This window comes from Pseudidiomarina salinarum (assembly GCF_000753715.1).
Lineage (GTDB): Bacteria > Pseudomonadota > Gammaproteobacteria > Enterobacterales > Alteromonadaceae > Pseudidiomarina > Pseudidiomarina salinarum.
In genome coordinates this window covers 524,715-538,493 of the sequence record NZ_JPER01000001.1, presented here as the reverse complement: position 1 = coordinate 538,493, position 13,779 = coordinate 524,715, and the positions used below count along the sequence as shown (strand labels likewise).

Genomic DNA, 13,779 nt, shown 5'->3' with positions numbered 1-13,779 from the left:
TTAATCGTCCTCTGCGGCTATGGATATCGTGAGATTACCCGCTTCCTTGATTTGATCCATGACTTTAACGACAACACCATGTTTGGCTTCTTTGTCCGCCTGAATCACAACCATATCAGTTGGCTGCTCTGCCAGCAGACGCTCAATGTTAGCGCCAACACGCTCAACAGCGACCATACGCTTGTCCATCCATACTTCGCCATTCGCACGAATAGCGATAAAGATGTTGGCCGAAGGTTTCTTCTGCGCCTGACTCGCTTCTGGCTTGTTCACGTCAATACCAGCTTCTTTAACGAAAGAGGTCGTTACGATGAAGAAGATCAACATGATAAACACGATGTCGAGCATCGGCGTCATATCGATCGCTGCATCTTCCTCTTCACGAAAACGGTTACGTGCCATAATTCTTCTCTCTTAATGATGTGGCAAACTGTCGATTAACTTATGCTTCGCCCGTTTTACCCGCGCTTCCAGGCGCGTGGCAAAAAACATACCGGACAATGCTGCAACCATCCCTGCCATAGTCGGGATTGTTGCCATCGAGATACCTGACGCCATCAGACGTGGGTTACCCGTTCCTTGTACTGCCATCACTTCGAATACCGCAATCATACCGGTTACAGTACCCAGAAGGCCGATTAACGGACAAATGGCAACACAGGTTTTAATCAACAAAATACGCGCATTTAGCTTGTTATCAGCTTCGGAAATCCATGCATCACGGATCTTATGAGCATACCAGGAGGTGGTGTCCTGCCGTTTTTCCCAATTCTCAATGATGTTCTTCTTGAGTTTTGGAAACACACCGGTCAGGAACCAATAGCGCTCTACCATGAGTACCCACATGAGAAAGAGCGCTCCCATGACGACGTACAAGACGTCGCCACCGGTACTCAGAAAATCCCTGATAGATTCCCAGAGTTCTATCAGGTAAATCATAGGATTACTCCTTTGGCTCCGCGTGAGCGGCTACGATACCAGCGGCTTGCTGGTCAAGTACCTGAACGATGCCTTTAGCACGGCCAGCTACAATCGCGTGGATCAAAATCAGTGGCAGTGCTGCAATCAGACCTAATGCGGTCGTTACCAGCGCCATTGAGATGTCACCTGCCATGATTTTCGGATCACCTGTACCAAACAGTGTAATAGACTGGAAGGTACCAATCATACCGACAACCGTACCCAAGAGACCTAACAGAGGTGCAATTGCTGCCAGAATCTTGATGATGTTAACGCCACTGTCGATACGCGGTGTTTCGCGCAGAATGGCTTCATCAAGCTTCAGCTCAAGGTTTTCGACATCAGAGCCTTTATTCTCATGGTATACCTTCAGGATACGACCCAAGGCATTACCAGAAGAAGGCTTGTCGGTGTTCCTAAGCTGTGAGCGCATTTTCGCACTTTCCAGACCCAGAGTGATGAACTTGTATATCGCAATCAGTAAGCCAACCAACAGCACTACAGTAATAACATAACCAACTGTACCACCTTGGTGATAACGCTCTTCCAGAGTTGCTTTCTGGGTAGCCAGGCTCAGGATTTGGCCACGTGCCGGGTCAACATAAAGACCGGTGTAACCACTATCCAGTGCCAGGTAATCTTCAACCGAGCCAGTTATAAAACCTGCTGGCTGACGACCCAACGGCTGGATTTCATTCGCCTGGTCATTATAGGTAAAGTACATGCCACCAGAAATCAGGTTGAATACACCGATACGGGTTACATCACGGTTTTCCGTGCTACCGTCCAGTAATACTACGTCAGTATTGAAGGTGACGGTTCTGCCTGACTCTTTCATTTCAGTCAGCAGCGCAAACCATAGCTCTTCAAGTTCTGCGATAGTTGGCAGTTCCTGCGCTTCAGCCAGTGACTCAAGCACTTTTTCACGGCCAGGATACTGGGCGCTTACGATTGAAGTCGCGATACGACCGATAACGTCGCTTGCAGAGCCACGGACCACACCGAACATTTCACCCAGAGTACCTTTAGCGGTCTCAAGTTCCTGTTCTTTGTTAGCCAGGGCAATTTCATTTTCTGCAAACTGAGTCTGCAAACGCTGACCGCGGGCTTTTTCGTCACGCAGTTGCTGTTTAGCACGGTTTAGCAGAGCTTGTTTGTCAGCACGCTCAGCGGTGAACTCCTGAAGACGTTCTTGACTGATTTGTTGTGATGACACACGATTTTGTTTTACCAGCTCAAGTAACTCATCCAGTGACTTGGCTTCTTGGGCATTTACTGCGGTAACGCCAGCTGACAGAGTGACTGTTAAGGCGACCAGTAAGGATTTCACTAGTTGTTTCATTCTGCACGCTCCGCTGCAAAAATTGGCAGTTCAATCAGGTCAGGAGCCGTTTGCTTACGAGCCATCCGGATTGCTTTAGTCAGCGAACCCAGATACACGTCGCTCAACGCTTCCCAAGAGTCATTTTCTTTGTTGTAAATCCAGCCATTTTTGAGATCCAGTGACTGCGCAAGCAGCGCTACCCGGCCTAAATGGAAGAAGTCAACAGAGATTTCCTCGCCTTCAAGCTGAAGCTTTCCTTCATAGGCGATCAGACCTGAACCGTAGTCCATCTCTGCCTGATAGGCTTCGATGATCTGGCGGAACTGCTCAGAGGTAGTTACGTCAGAACGCTCCATCAGGTCACGCAGATGCTGAACACGAGTCATGCGGCGTTCTTTGTGAATTGGAATATCCAGCTTCACAAATTCTTCCAGCGAGTCGATCATTTTATACATCAGCGGAATAACGCCCTGCTTGGTTTCATCGATGCCGTCGATTTGGCGCTGTAATGAAGCCAGCGTCTGATTTTGGTCATCAACTAAACGTGCAACGTGATCGTTGTAAACTTTCAGGTTCTCATACTCGTCTACAACAGAACGGTATTCAAAAAGCAATTCCTGACTCTGCTCAAACAAAGAGTCGATCTTTGACTGAGAGCGCTTCATTGATTCATGAATTTTTGCTTCTTCGCTTTGCAGCGTGGAAACATCTTGTGCCGCAACTGTAGCGCTGCCGGCCATCGCAAACATGCCGACTAAGGCAATAGCGACTTTGCTTTTATTGATTACTTTGGTCATAGTTCCCAACCAATTTGACTTAACCTTCTGACTGACGACGCCATGCCGAAAGCTTCCAGTTATTTGAGTGACGAAAAGAGTTTAATCAACACTTGCAGCTATTACTTTCACAAGTAAGCCCACAAGTAGTAACTAAACTTGTAAAGTAATAATCGCTCAATACTCCCACGAGCGAGGCAAGACTGTCAACCCACAGATCTTAGTTAAATCGGCGCTTTCCTGCGGGTTCCATCTCGTTTACAGCATCTTAACAGGCGGTCTATAATACTCACCATTAGGTATTAGTATAGCTCACTAAATTCGACCGCTGCTGTACTTAAAAGTTCATCTTTTCAACCATCGCTATTTGCGCCGATCTAACTTAAAGTGAGCACTCTTTGATAGATGGATTTACCCCTAATGCTTGACGACCAGCTAAGACAGCGTCTGCTCGCGCAGTTGCAGCAGATGCAGCAACAAATTGAGCAGCTTAACATTCAGGAAGACGAATTCAGTGACTGGTTTGACAGCAAGTTATTTCGTGCCGATGCCGTCACCCCACTCTGTTATGTGCGTGAGATCCGGAGTAATCTCATGGCGCTGCAGCAGCCCTGCTCAGTTAGCCGGCAACAATGGCTGGCACAGCGTATCGGCGACCAGATGAACGCCCTGTATCAGGGCATTCGCTGGTTCAGCCGACCGCCAGTCAAAGGTGCCGCTCAGTCGCGAAAATAGAACCCAAGTGCCTGCCGCACCGATGCCGGTAAGTCAGGCAAGGTACTTTTCGGCAGCAGATAAGTCGACATTGCAAAAAAATCCTTAAATACACGGTTCTGCTCGGTGGTCCGTCGCAGGTAATCATGGCCCGACGAGCCACCGGTGCCGATTTTAGTTCCCAGCATTCGCTGTACCATCATCGAGTGCTTATAACGCCAGATGGTCAGCTTCTCATCCATTTCCGCCAGTGACGTGATCACCTGCCAGGCCAGGTTAAAAGCTGGTTCTTCCCGATACTGGGTAATAAATAGAGCGCTTAGCATAGCCCGCTGAGATAGCCGCACCCGATCATCTTTTTGTAACTCAATATAACGTTCGTTATCAAAAAGTGCGGCAAAATTATCCCGGTTTGCTTGCAGGCCCTGCAGTTCAGCCTGTAATTGTTCGTCGTCCGTCGCATTCTCCCGGATAATTTTTTCGTCCTGATCGAGGGATTTTTGCACGGCCTGCTGGTAGACCTCCCAGAAGCTGAAATCCTCAAACTGTAAAAATGGCATGCGCGCCAGCCAGTCATCGACCCGGTCAAACAGACTAGGCTGCTGTTCTAGCTCTTCCAGATAAGCCCGGTCTTCAGCATTCAGCCTATTAAAAAACGACTGCTGATCAAAAGCGATGCGTTTACCGCGGGTGAGCCCCAGAATGATTTCCATCTCTTTAAACTGAACACTCTGAAATCCGGAGGCTGGCACCAGAATATCGCGGAATTCAAGAAATTCCTGGGGTGTCATGGTTTCAATAACGCCCACCTGGTCATTCATCAGGTCCTGAATGGTCAGGATCCGTCGTAACCGGTGCGCGACCAGATAGAGCGCCTTGTCGTCGAGCTTAGGTTGGTTAAATTCGCGATAGATGGAGCGTAGTTCGTGCAGCACCTGCTTAAACCAGAGTTCATAAACCTGATGCACAATAATAAACAGCATCTCGTCATGGGCTTCATCGCCATAACGCGAACTGTGCGGTTGCTGGGCACCAAGTAATTTGTCCAGGCGCAGATAATCGCTGTAATAAACTGGAGTTTGATTCTTAGGCATTGAGTAATATCCGTATGGTCATTTACCGTTCAGGGTAAATGGGATACTACCACTTCATAACAGGAATAACGAAGGAGGAAAAAAATGGGTGGCGGCCTCACCAGCCACACCCCGGCACACGCATCCCTGACTGCGGCTGCTCCCTTCCGGGCCTGACCGGGTTCATCAGTTAACGTTGCGAGGGGACCAATGAGGCCACCATAACGCCGCGCATTATCCATGATCACCGGCACGCTGGCAAGGCAAGCCGGTACTGAATGAGGGGAAATTAACCAAGGCAGCGGATTTGGCTATTTTTTACGCTGCAACCGGCTTTTTATCGCTTCCCGCGCACTATCGGAACTCAATGCGCGGATAAAGATTTTTGCTTCGCGGTCAATCCGGTCAGCGACCGGTTCGGCGGGCAGTTTCATCAGCGCTTTAGTGGCGCGCAGACCTTTCGCCGGTTTACTCGCTAAGAGCGCGGCGCTGTCTTCCAGTTGCTGCTGTAATTGTTCAGGCTCAACAACCTTATTCAGCAATCCAAAACTCAGCGCAGTACCGGCATCAATGGTATTGCCCAGTAACAACAGTTCAGCCGCTCGCAAATGGCCGCAGGTAGCGGGCAGTAGCAGGCTGGAAGCAGCTTCCGGAACCAGGCCTAAATCAACAAATGGCAGGGCAAACTTCGCGTCAGAGCTGGCGTAAACTAAATCACAATGCAGCAAAATGGTGGTGCCGATACCAATTGCCAAGCCATTTACGCCGGCGATAAGCGGCACAGTCAGGCTGCTGAGGGTGTACAGAAACTCGAATGGTGCCGCGCTACTGTCCAGCTCTTTGATTTGCAGAAAGTCCTGCAAATCGTTACCTGCGGTGAAGCTGTCGCCGCTACCAGTCAGTACCACTGCGGCCACTGAACTATCGCGCTCTGCCTGCTTCAGCTCATGCGTCAGCGCACGGTACATATCCTGGGTCAGCGCGTTCTTTTTGTCAGTGCGCAGCAGGGTCAGCCATACCACGCCATTCTTAGTTTCTGCTTTTACATGTTCGCTACGGTACTCACTCATTGCCTCTGCTCTCCCACGCTTTTTTCGTCGCCAGGTGCATTGGCAGGATCAAATCCAGCGCCGACTTATCGGTGCCCGGTAACTGCATCTGGTTATCCTGTTTAGGCGTAACCCGCTGTCCCCATTTAATAATGCCGGCGCCGCAAGTCAGACCGCCACCAAATACCGCGGATACTATGGTATCGCCCGGCTTGATGATGCCCTGCTCCAGCGCCTCTGCATAGGCAATCGGCAAGGTCGCCGACGAGGTATTGCCGTACTTCTGGATATTAATAACGGTTTTTGATTCAGGCACATTGCAGCGTTTTGCCAGATAATCAATTAGTCGCTTGTTCGCCTGATGCGGTATCAGTGAATCAATGTCATCGGTGGTCAGGCCGGTTTCTGCAAACACTTTATCAATGGCAATATTCATACCCTTAACAGCGCGCTTAAAAATTTCCTGGCCGACAAAATTGAACGGCATGATGCCGTCAAAATTGAAACGGTCGAAACTCATACCAAATTCCAGCGCCAGCACATCCCGTGCGTCAGCATCACAAGTTACATGGGACGCCAGCAGGCCGGTTTCTTCGGTGCTGGCTTCCAGCACCATAGCGCCGGCACCGTCACCAAACAACACCGCGCTTTCGCGGCGGGTCCAGTCGAGGATTCGGGTCAGGCGTTCAGCACCAATCACCAGCACTTTCTTATGGGCGCCGGTGCGTATTGCCTGAGTGGCATAATGTAAGCCATATAAAAAACTACTGCAGGCCGCATTCAAGTCAAAAGCCGCGGCATACTTGGCGCCTAAATCACGCTGCACCGCCGATGCTACGTTCGGAATAATCTCGTCAGGCGTGCAGGTACCCACCAGAATTAAATCCAGTTCATTGGGATCCAGATCGGCAGCTGCCAGGGCATTACGGGCAGCAACTGTGGCTAAATGTGAGGTTCCCAGGTGACTGACGCGACGCTCTTCAATACCAGTACGGGTACGGATCCACTCATCTGAGGTGTCCAGAAAAGTTGCCAGATCGTCGTTGGTCATTATCGCTGGTGGCAGGCACTTTCCCCAACCTGTTATTTCTGCATGTATTTTCACGTTATAAAACCTATAGTCACAGTTACTTTTTCGCTATCATAGCACGAATGTTTCAGAGAGAAATGTCCGACCAATCGTAACTTAATGGTAATCCGATGGTAACCCAAAATCGCCCGGCAATTCCCCCCGAACAACGCTTTGACAGTGCTGCCGGCAGTTTTTACCTGCAGCGATTGCCAATCAGCAGTCCCCGCAACCTGCAAGCCTGGGATGCCGCCGATGAGCTGATCCATGATTATCTGGTGGCCAATCCCGATATCAGACGGCCGCTGCTCATCAATGATCAGTTTGGTGCCTTGCTGATGCCTTTAGCGGATCGCGAGGTATATAGCGTCAGTGACTCCTATGTTAGCCATTGCGCCTGGCATCATAACCTCAGCCTCAACCAGCTACCTGATCGTCTGCAAGCCCTGGGCCCGCTCGACCCACTGCCAGCCACCGCCGACCTGGTGCTGCTAAAAATACCAAAAAGCCTGAGTCTGCTTGAATTCCAGCTCGCTCAACTCGCGGCGACATTACCAGCGGGTACGCCAATCGTTGCCGCTGCCAAAAGCAAACTCTTCACGCCAGCGGTGCGTGAGTTGTTTCAGCGCTACTGCGATCAGGCTGAGGTATCGCTCGCCCAGAAGAAGTCACGATTATTACAGGCCCGTACGCGATCCGTTACTATCGACAGCGAACACTTTGTCAGCCGCTGGTCCGTGCCGGAGTTCGGATTCGAACTGCTGCATCACGCCGGCGTTTTTGCCCGTAACCAGCTTGATATCGGCGCTCGTTTTCTGCTTGAGCATTTACCGCCGGCAGGCGCTGCCGACGTCATAGATTTAGGCTGTGGGAACGGCGTGCTGGGTATCGGTTATGGCCGGGTCTCTCCGGCCAGTCCGATCACCTGGGTCGATGAGTCGTTTCTGGCGGTCGCCTCAACGCGCGCCAATATAGCGGCTAACCTGGACGCCGATAGCGGTCACTATCAGGCGCTGGTCGACGATTGCCTTAGCCAGCAACCAGATCAGAGCAGTGATTTAATTTTATGTAACCCGCCCTTTCACCAGGAACACGCGGTTACGTCTCACATTGCTATACAAATGTTCACCGATGCCCGGCGGGTATTGCGTCAGGGCGGCGAATTACGGGTAGTTGCAAACCGCCATCTGGCATATCATCAGCCACTGAAGCATTTGTTCGGCGCGGTCCGGCAGATTGCCGCGAATCCTAAATTCGTTATTTTAAGCGTGAAGAAGCGCTAATCCGTATTTGAAAAGGTTATCTATTATGAAAATTTTCTCAGGTCTGCTTTTTATCCTGGTCAGTACCCTGGTCAGCACAATGGCCTGCTACCTGCCACCGGCAGCCGCAGAAATACAACCCGACAATATGTTCCCGCGGGTAAAAATGGTGACCAGCCATGGTGACATCGTGGTGGAACTGCACCGCCACCGGGCGCCGCTGACGGTAAAGAACTTCTTAAAGTATGTCGAAGCCGGCAGCTACAACGGCACGATTTTTCACCGCATCGTACCGGGGTTTGTGGTGCAGGGTGGCGGCTATGACGCCGAGTTCACGCCGCTCACCACCTTCAATCCGATCCCTAATGAATCGGGCAATGGCCTGAAAAACAGCTATGGCACCATCGCCATGGCGCGCGAATCTGATCCGCACTCAGCCACCCGCCAGTTCTTTTTTAACAGCGGCGACAATGAGTCACTTGATCCATCCACTAAAGGCTGGGGTTATGCGGTATTCGGCTGGGTTGTCGAGGGCCAGAGCAATCTGGATGCCATAGCTGAGGTCGAATCAGCCCCCTGGCATGAAGCAACCGGCTGGCAGGATGTCCCGGTTGAACCGCCGGTATTGCTCAGAATTGAAGTGTTGCCGAAGCCGTGAGCGAGCGTCCCTGGTACCAGGATTTTAAAGTCTATCGCGAGCCCCGGGTCTGGCTGATCTTTGCTTTTGGGGTGATGAGCGGTTTCCCCTGGGTACTCATTGGCTCGATGTTATCGGCCTGGTTACAGGAAGAAGGCCTGTCGCGCACAGCCATCGGTCTGTTTGGTGCCGTCTTTGTGGCCTATTCAGTCAACTTCAGCTGGTCACCACTGGTGGATCGCTTCCGCATTCCACTGTTACACCGGTGCCTGGGACAACGGCGCAGCTGGATCGCTTTATGCCTGACCGGCATGCTGCTGGCCACCGCCGCCCTGAGCCGCATTGATGTGACCAGTCAGTTAACTCTGGTAGCCGTACTGGCGCTGATTATAGCGGTATTTTCAGCTACTCAGGATATCGCCATCGATGCCTTTCGAATCGAATGTTTTGGCCCCCATGAAGCGCGGTTACAGTCCGCCGGCGCGGCCATGGCGACCGCCGGCTGGTGGACGGGTTACTCCGGCCTCGGTGCCTTGCCATTTTTTCTGGTGGACGGCATCAGTTGGGACTGGCAGGACGGCTATTTACTGTTAACCGGTGTGATAGCCCTGCAATTACTTCTGGTGGTACTGGCGCGCGAGCCGCATCGCTATGCGCCGGAACTAAGAACCTTTCACAGCGTTAAAGACTGGTTGCACAACTCGGTTGTCGAGCCGGTCACTGAATTTTTCCGCCGCAACGGCTGGCAGCTTGCCGCCGGCATGCTGGCCTTTATCTTTCTGTTTAAAATTGGCGAAGCCTTTCTCGGGCGGATGTCGATCGTCTTCTACAAAGAAGTGGGCTTCACCAACGACGACATCGCGGTCTATTCAAAAATAATTACCTGGTGGGTGACGATCGTATTTGCCGTGCTCGGCAGCATGGTCAACCTGCGGCTGGGGATAGTTAAAGGCCTGATGATCGGTGGCATTGCCATGGCCAGCAGTAACCTGATGTTTGCCTGGATCGCCGGGGTTGGCCCGGATACCGACTTACTGCTGGCGGCGGTGCTCATTGATGGCTTTACCGGGGCCTGGTCGACGGTCGCTTTTGTCGCCTTCATCAGCCTGCTCTGCAACCGGGCCTTTACCGCCACCCAGTATGCCTTGCTGGCATCACTGGGCAATCTCGGCCGCACCTTATTATCGTCGTACAGCGGCATGGTCGTTGATTGGCTGGACGGTGACTGGCAGCTGTTCTTCGTGCTGACCGCACTCATGGTACTACCCAGCTTACTGATTTTATTTCTGTTGCGTCATCAGCTATTGCGCCTTGAAACCAGTTACCATCGGAGCCAGTTATGACACCCTGGTTGGTGGTAGGTAGCGGCGCCCTAGGTAGCCTGATGGCAGTGGGTCTGCAGCGAACCGGGCAGCAGGTTCAGCTGAAAGCCCGCGCTGACAGCGCTGCTGCACCACAATTGCAGATTCACGCCAACCAACACAACTATGAATTCCCTGTTTACACCAGCTGGCCAGCGCAACCCGTCCGGGTTTTCGCCGCCATTAAAGCCTATCAGGTTGCACCTTTGCTGAACGAACTCCGGGCCCGCCCGCTGGCCCCGGGCAGCGAACTGATCCTCAGCTATAACGGTATGCTTGATGATGAAGCATCACTTATCCCGTCCGCGGCGCTGCACTGGGTTACTACCCATGGCGCTTTCCGCCAGGTTGGCGATAACGGGCAGGAATTGGTGCATGCGGGTCAGGGCGAAAGCTGGCTCGGTTGGGCCAACCCCGCTGTCAGTGGCGCCGCTGGGCTGCCCGCGGATTTGTTACGCACACTGGCAACGGCGTTGCCGCCGTTAGTTGCTGAACCAGATATGGTCCTGCGCCGCTGGCACAAGCTTGCGGTTAATTGCCTGATCAATCCGTTAACCGTTATCCACCAGTGCCGCAACGGCGAACTACTGAATTTACCCCTGACCGATCTGATGCAGCAACTGGCCGCCGAAATCAGCCAGCTGGCAGCCCAGCGCGGGGTGGTGTTACCGGCCGCCGGGATTGTTGCTCAGGCGCGGCAGGTGGCACAAAAAACGGCAGCGAACTGGTCGTCTATGCTGAGTGACGTGCGCAATCAACGACCGACCGAAATTGACTATCTGAATGGTTTTATTGCCAGAGGTTGCCAGCAGGCGGGCTACGCTGCCCCAGCTAACGAACAGCTGTGGCAGCAGGTAAAGAAGCTGACTAAGGATTTTTCTCGTCTTCGATAAAGTCGACCACTTCCAGTCCAAAGCCCGATAACGCTGAATAGCGTTTCGGCGAGCTCATCAGATGCATTTTATGCACCCCCAGATCGGCCAGGATCTGCGAGCCGATACCTACATTGCGTGAAGCATTTGAGGCGGCAGCACTGGGCTTATGTACGCCCTGATCTTCTTTAGCAAAACTGGCGACCTGCTCCAGGATGTCGTCGGAATCCTGATGCCGGCCAATGACCACGATAACCCCGCCATGTTGGCCAATGTAATCCATCGCATGGCCCAGCGGCCAGCTGCGCTTCGCGGCCCGGTCCGTAGCGAAGAGATCGTTAAAGGTATCCTGCAGATGCACCCGCACATTAACCGGCTGCTGCGAATCGATATCACCTTTGACCAGTGCGTAATGCACTTGTTTATCTATGGTGTCCTGATAGGTAATGAGTTCAAACTCACCATGGGCGGTGGGTAAATGGCAGTGATTCTTGCGCTGCACGGTCTTTTCTTTCAGCGAGCGGTATTCAATCAAATCCGCGATGGTGCCAATTTTGAGATCGTGCTCTGCCGCAAATTTCTCCAGGTCCGGACGACGCGCCATGGTGCCATCTTCGTTCAGTATTTCAACAATCACCGCCGCCGGCTCAAAGCCAGCCAGGCGTGCCAGATCGCAACCCGCTTCGGTATGCCCCGCGCGGTTCAGTACCCCGCCCGGCTTCGCTTTGAGCGGGAAGATATGTCCCGGCATAACTAAATCTTTTGGTTTCGCGTTCGCAGCAACAGCGGCCTGCACCGTACGGGCCCGGTCAGCGGCGGAAATACCTGTGGTAACCCCTTCAGCAGCTTCAATCGATACCGTAAAGTTGGTGGCATAAGGCGCCTGGTTCTGATTAACCATTAGTGGCAGTTGCAGCTGCGCGCAACGCTCTTCGGTAAGGGTCAGGCAGATCAGGCCCCGTCCGTAACGAGCCATAAAGTTGACTGCTGCCGGCGTAACGCATTCCGCGGCCAGAATTAAGTCGCCCTCGTTTTCGCGATCCTCGTCATCCATCAGGATCACCATTTTGCCCTGACGGATATCTTCAATAATTTCGGCAGCGCTACAGAGTGTTGTCACGACTGAGTCTCTCCTATTACAACTTGCGGAATGGCAGTCACACGAATATCTTCGCCGACCAGACGTAGGTCTTTAATAATCAGTTCCGGCACCTGTTCAATCTGCTCGAAAGCAGGCAGCTGCAGCAAGCTGCGGCCGCTGCTGCCGAAGAGTTTGGGTGCCATATAAATAACAAGCTCATCTACCAGCCCAACCGCAAGTAACGCGCCGGCCAGCTCCGGGCCACATTCGGTCCAGACGTTGTTTATACCGCGTACGGCGAGTTCTTCTAGCAGGGCGTTCAGGTCAACCCGACCGTTCAGTGCCGGCAGCCAGCAGCGTTCGACATGGTCAGGCCACTGGTGCAAATCATCAGCATCTTCACGGGTGCCGGCGTAAACCAGCAATACCGGCGCGGTTTCCAGAAAAAATGGATGCGCCGGAGTGAGTTGCTGACGGCTGTCGATAATCACCCGCAACGGCTGCTGTTCTGCCATTTCATGGCGCGCCGTAAGTTTAGCGTTGTCAGCAAGCACGGTACGCGCCGTACTCAGAATAGCGCCACTTTGCGCCCGCCACCGATGCACATCACGACGGGCTGCCGGGCCGGTAATCCACTGGCTGACCCCATTAGCGAGGGCCGTTCTGCCATCCAGAGTCGCCGCCAGTTTTACCCGCAACCAGGGCCGGCGCCGGCGCATACGTGAAATAAAGCCGCGATTAAGTGATTCTGCCGGGGCGGCTAACACGCCCACTTCGACCGCAATGCCAGCTTCCAGCAACCGGCTGATTCCAGCACCAGCGACTAACGGATTCGGATCCTGCATAGCGATCACAACCCGGGCCACCTGAGCCTTAATCAGTGCATCGGCGCAGGGTGGCGTGCGACCAAAGTGGCTACAGGGTTCAAGCGTCACATAAACAGTCGCACCTGCGGCGGCAGCGCCGGCCTCCCGTAATGCATGGACCTCGGCGTGAGGCTCGCCGGGCCGCTCATGCCAGCCCCGCCCGACGATGTCGCCATCGCGCACAATAACGCAGCCGACCATAGGGTTCGTGCCCACACTGAATTGCCCCTGAGCGGCTAAATCCAGCGCTTGCTGCATGTAGACGTGATGCATATCAGTCATTGAGGCGGGCTATCTCCTCGCCAAACTCGCGGATGTCATCAAAAGCGCGGTAGACCGAGGCAAAGCGAATATAAGCGACTTTATCCAGGGCTTTCAGGTTATCCATCACCAGAGCGCCGATAACCTGGCTGGTAATTTCCCGCTCGCCGGTGGCGCGCAGTGACGACTTAACGTTATTAATTGCTTGTTCCGTGGCTTCCAGGCTCACTGGCCTTTTTTCCAGCGCCCGCAGTAATCCGGCGCGTAATTTGTCTTCGTTAAACGGCTCACGTGAGCCGTCTGATTTAATCACCCGTGGCATAATCAGTTCGGCGGTCTCAAAAGTAGTGAATCGCTCTTTACAATTGGTACATTCACGCCGGCGCCGCACCGATGATCCATCGGCAATAAGCCGTGAATCGATCACTTTGGTATCTTGCATCTCACAAAACGGACAATGCATACGGGTTATCC

General features: G+C 52.8%; 15 protein-coding genes and 1 other RNA gene. 5 read left to right on the top strand and 11 right to left on the bottom strand.

The annotated features are described in order from the left end of the window. The 4 genes from IDSA_RS02505 to IDSA_RS02490 are packed head-to-tail and all read right to left on the bottom strand — an operon-like array spanning position 1 to position 3,081. Positions 1 to 402 carry an ExbD/TolR family protein gene (locus IDSA_RS02505; RefSeq protein WP_034773945.1) on the bottom strand — a complete coding sequence of 134 codons (402 nt, stop codon included), beginning with the start codon at positions 400 to 402 and terminating at the stop codon, positions 1 to 3. Between the two features lie 12 nt (positions 403 to 414). After that, entirely contained in the window at positions 415 to 939 is a 525-nt protein-coding gene (locus tag IDSA_RS02500; protein ID WP_034773944.1) for a MotA/TolQ/ExbB proton channel family protein, read from the bottom strand. 4 nt (positions 940 to 943) lie between these two features. Then, positions 944 to 2,302, bottom strand: a complete 1,359-nt coding sequence (locus IDSA_RS02495; RefSeq protein ID WP_034773943.1) for a MotA/TolQ/ExbB proton channel family protein — start codon at positions 2,300 to 2,302, stop codon at positions 944 to 946. Then, a complete protein-coding gene (locus tag IDSA_RS02490; RefSeq protein WP_034773941.1) occupies positions 2,299 to 3,081 on the bottom strand; it encodes a DUF3450 domain-containing protein in 783 nt (260 codons plus the stop codon). The genes IDSA_RS02495 and IDSA_RS02490 overlap by 4 nt, the downstream gene beginning before the upstream one ends. 384 nt (positions 3,082 to 3,465) lie before the next feature. Between IDSA_RS02490 and priC the strand changes: the two genes are divergently transcribed. Further along, a complete protein-coding gene (priC, locus tag IDSA_RS02485; RefSeq protein ID WP_084694017.1) occupies positions 3,466 to 3,795 on the top strand; it encodes a primosomal replication protein PriC in 330 nt (109 codons plus the stop codon). Here the strand turns inward: priC and IDSA_RS02480 are convergent. The 4 genes from IDSA_RS02480 to IDSA_RS02470 form a co-directional block, all read right to left on the bottom strand. Continuing rightward, positions 3,780 to 4,868 carry a tryptophan 2,3-dioxygenase family protein gene (locus IDSA_RS02480; RefSeq protein ID WP_034773938.1) on the bottom strand — a complete coding sequence of 363 codons (1,089 nt, stop codon included), beginning with the start codon at positions 4,866 to 4,868 and terminating at the stop codon, positions 3,780 to 3,782. The genes priC and IDSA_RS02480 overlap by 16 nt on opposite strands. A gap of 95 nt (positions 4,869 to 4,963) precedes the next feature. Next, an RNA gene (ffs, locus tag IDSA_RS11965) (signal recognition particle sRNA small type) lies at positions 4,964 to 5,060 on the bottom strand. A 98-nt stretch (positions 5,061 to 5,158) separates the two neighbouring features. Further along, positions 5,159 to 5,917: an enoyl-CoA hydratase-related protein gene (locus IDSA_RS02475; RefSeq protein WP_034773936.1), complete on the bottom strand. Its 759-nt coding sequence runs from the start codon at positions 5,915 to 5,917 to the stop codon at positions 5,159 to 5,161. Next, positions 5,910 to 7,001, bottom strand: a complete 1,092-nt coding sequence (locus tag IDSA_RS02470; protein WP_034773935.1) for a ketoacyl-ACP synthase III — start codon at positions 6,999 to 7,001, stop codon at positions 5,910 to 5,912. The genes IDSA_RS02475 and IDSA_RS02470 overlap by 8 nt, the downstream gene beginning before the upstream one ends. A gap of 95 nt (positions 7,002 to 7,096) precedes the next feature. Here IDSA_RS02470 and IDSA_RS02465 point away from each other — a divergent pair, with 95 nt between their 5' ends. Genes IDSA_RS02465 through IDSA_RS02450 form a run of 4 tightly spaced genes read left to right on the top strand, consistent with a single transcriptional unit; the run spans position 7,097 to position 11,118 of the window. Next, entirely contained in the window at positions 7,097 to 8,248 is a 1,152-nt protein-coding gene (locus tag IDSA_RS02465; protein ID WP_051986014.1) for a methyltransferase, read from the top strand. Positions 8,249 to 8,273: 25 nt separating this feature from the next. Further along, entirely contained in the window at positions 8,274 to 8,885 is a 612-nt protein-coding gene (locus tag IDSA_RS02460) for a peptidylprolyl isomerase (protein WP_034773933.1), read from the top strand. Beyond that, positions 8,882 to 10,207: an AmpG family muropeptide MFS transporter gene (locus IDSA_RS02455; protein ID WP_034773931.1), complete on the top strand. Its 1,326-nt coding sequence runs from the start codon at positions 8,882 to 8,884 to the stop codon at positions 10,205 to 10,207. The genes IDSA_RS02460 and IDSA_RS02455 overlap by 4 nt, the downstream gene beginning before the upstream one ends. After that, positions 10,204 to 11,118 (top strand): ketopantoate reductase family protein, encoded by a 915-nt coding sequence (locus IDSA_RS02450; protein ID WP_034773930.1) that lies wholly within the window; start codon positions 10,204 to 10,206, stop codon positions 11,116 to 11,118. Before IDSA_RS02455 ends, IDSA_RS02450 begins: the two co-directional genes overlap by 4 nt. On the opposite strand, the gene ribBA is transcribed toward IDSA_RS02450, so the two are convergent. The 3 genes from ribBA to nrdR are packed head-to-tail and all read right to left on the bottom strand — an operon-like array spanning position 11,093 to position 13,768. Further along, entirely contained in the window at positions 11,093 to 12,163 is a 1,071-nt protein-coding gene (gene ribBA, locus IDSA_RS02445) for a bifunctional 3,4-dihydroxy-2-butanone-4-phosphate synthase/GTP cyclohydrolase II (protein WP_051986095.1), read from the bottom strand. The genes IDSA_RS02450 and ribBA overlap by 26 nt on opposite strands. Before the next feature lie 50 nt (positions 12,164 to 12,213). Then, the gene (ribD, locus tag IDSA_RS02440) at positions 12,214 to 13,326 is read right to left on the bottom strand and encodes a bifunctional diaminohydroxyphosphoribosylaminopyrimidine deaminase/5-amino-6-(5-phosphoribosylamino)uracil reductase RibD (protein WP_034773927.1); all 1,113 of its coding nucleotides are present in this window, start codon (positions 13,324 to 13,326) and stop codon (positions 12,214 to 12,216) included. Further along, positions 13,319 to 13,768, bottom strand: coding sequence for a transcriptional regulator NrdR (nrdR, locus tag IDSA_RS02435; protein ID WP_034773925.1), 450 nt, complete (start codon positions 13,766 to 13,768; stop codon positions 13,319 to 13,321). The genes ribD and nrdR overlap by 8 nt, the downstream gene beginning before the upstream one ends. Positions 13,769 to 13,779 lie beyond the last annotated feature (11 nt).

Coding starts and splice junctions, on each gene's coding strand:
- priC (WP_084694017.1), top strand. CDS start 3,466: ATGGATTTACCCCTAATGCTTGACGACCAGCTAAGACAGCGTCTGCTC.
- ribBA (WP_051986095.1), bottom strand. CDS start 12,163: ATGGTGATCCTGATGGATGACGAGGATCGCGAAAACGAGGGCGACTTA.
- IDSA_RS02505 (WP_034773945.1), bottom strand. CDS start 402: ATGGCACGTAACCGTTTTCGTGAAGAGGAAGATGCAGCGATCGATATG.
- IDSA_RS02495 (WP_034773943.1), bottom strand. CDS start 2,302: ATGAAACAACTAGTGAAATCCTTACTGGTCGCCTTAACAGTCACTCTG.
- IDSA_RS02465 (WP_051986014.1), top strand. CDS start 7,097: ATGGTAACCCAAAATCGCCCGGCAATTCCCCCCGAACAACGCTTTGAC.
- IDSA_RS02450 (WP_034773930.1), top strand. CDS start 10,204: ATGACACCCTGGTTGGTGGTAGGTAGCGGCGCCCTAGGTAGCCTGATG.
- IDSA_RS02480 (WP_034773938.1), bottom strand. CDS start 4,868: ATGCCTAAGAATCAAACTCCAGTTTATTACAGCGATTATCTGCGCCTG.
- IDSA_RS02475 (WP_034773936.1), bottom strand. CDS start 5,917: ATGAGTGAGTACCGTAGCGAACATGTAAAAGCAGAAACTAAGAATGGC.
- nrdR (WP_034773925.1), bottom strand. CDS start 13,768: ATGCATTGTCCGTTTTGTGAGATGCAAGATACCAAAGTGATCGATTCA.
- ribD (WP_034773927.1), bottom strand. CDS start 13,326: ATGACTGATATGCATCACGTCTACATGCAGCAAGCGCTGGATTTAGCC.
- IDSA_RS02490 (WP_034773941.1), bottom strand. CDS start 3,081: ATGACCAAAGTAATCAATAAAAGCAAAGTCGCTATTGCCTTAGTCGGC.
- IDSA_RS02460 (WP_034773933.1), top strand. CDS start 8,274: ATGAAAATTTTCTCAGGTCTGCTTTTTATCCTGGTCAGTACCCTGGTC.
- IDSA_RS02500 (WP_034773944.1), bottom strand. CDS start 939: ATGATTTACCTGATAGAACTCTGGGAATCTATCAGGGATTTTCTGAGT.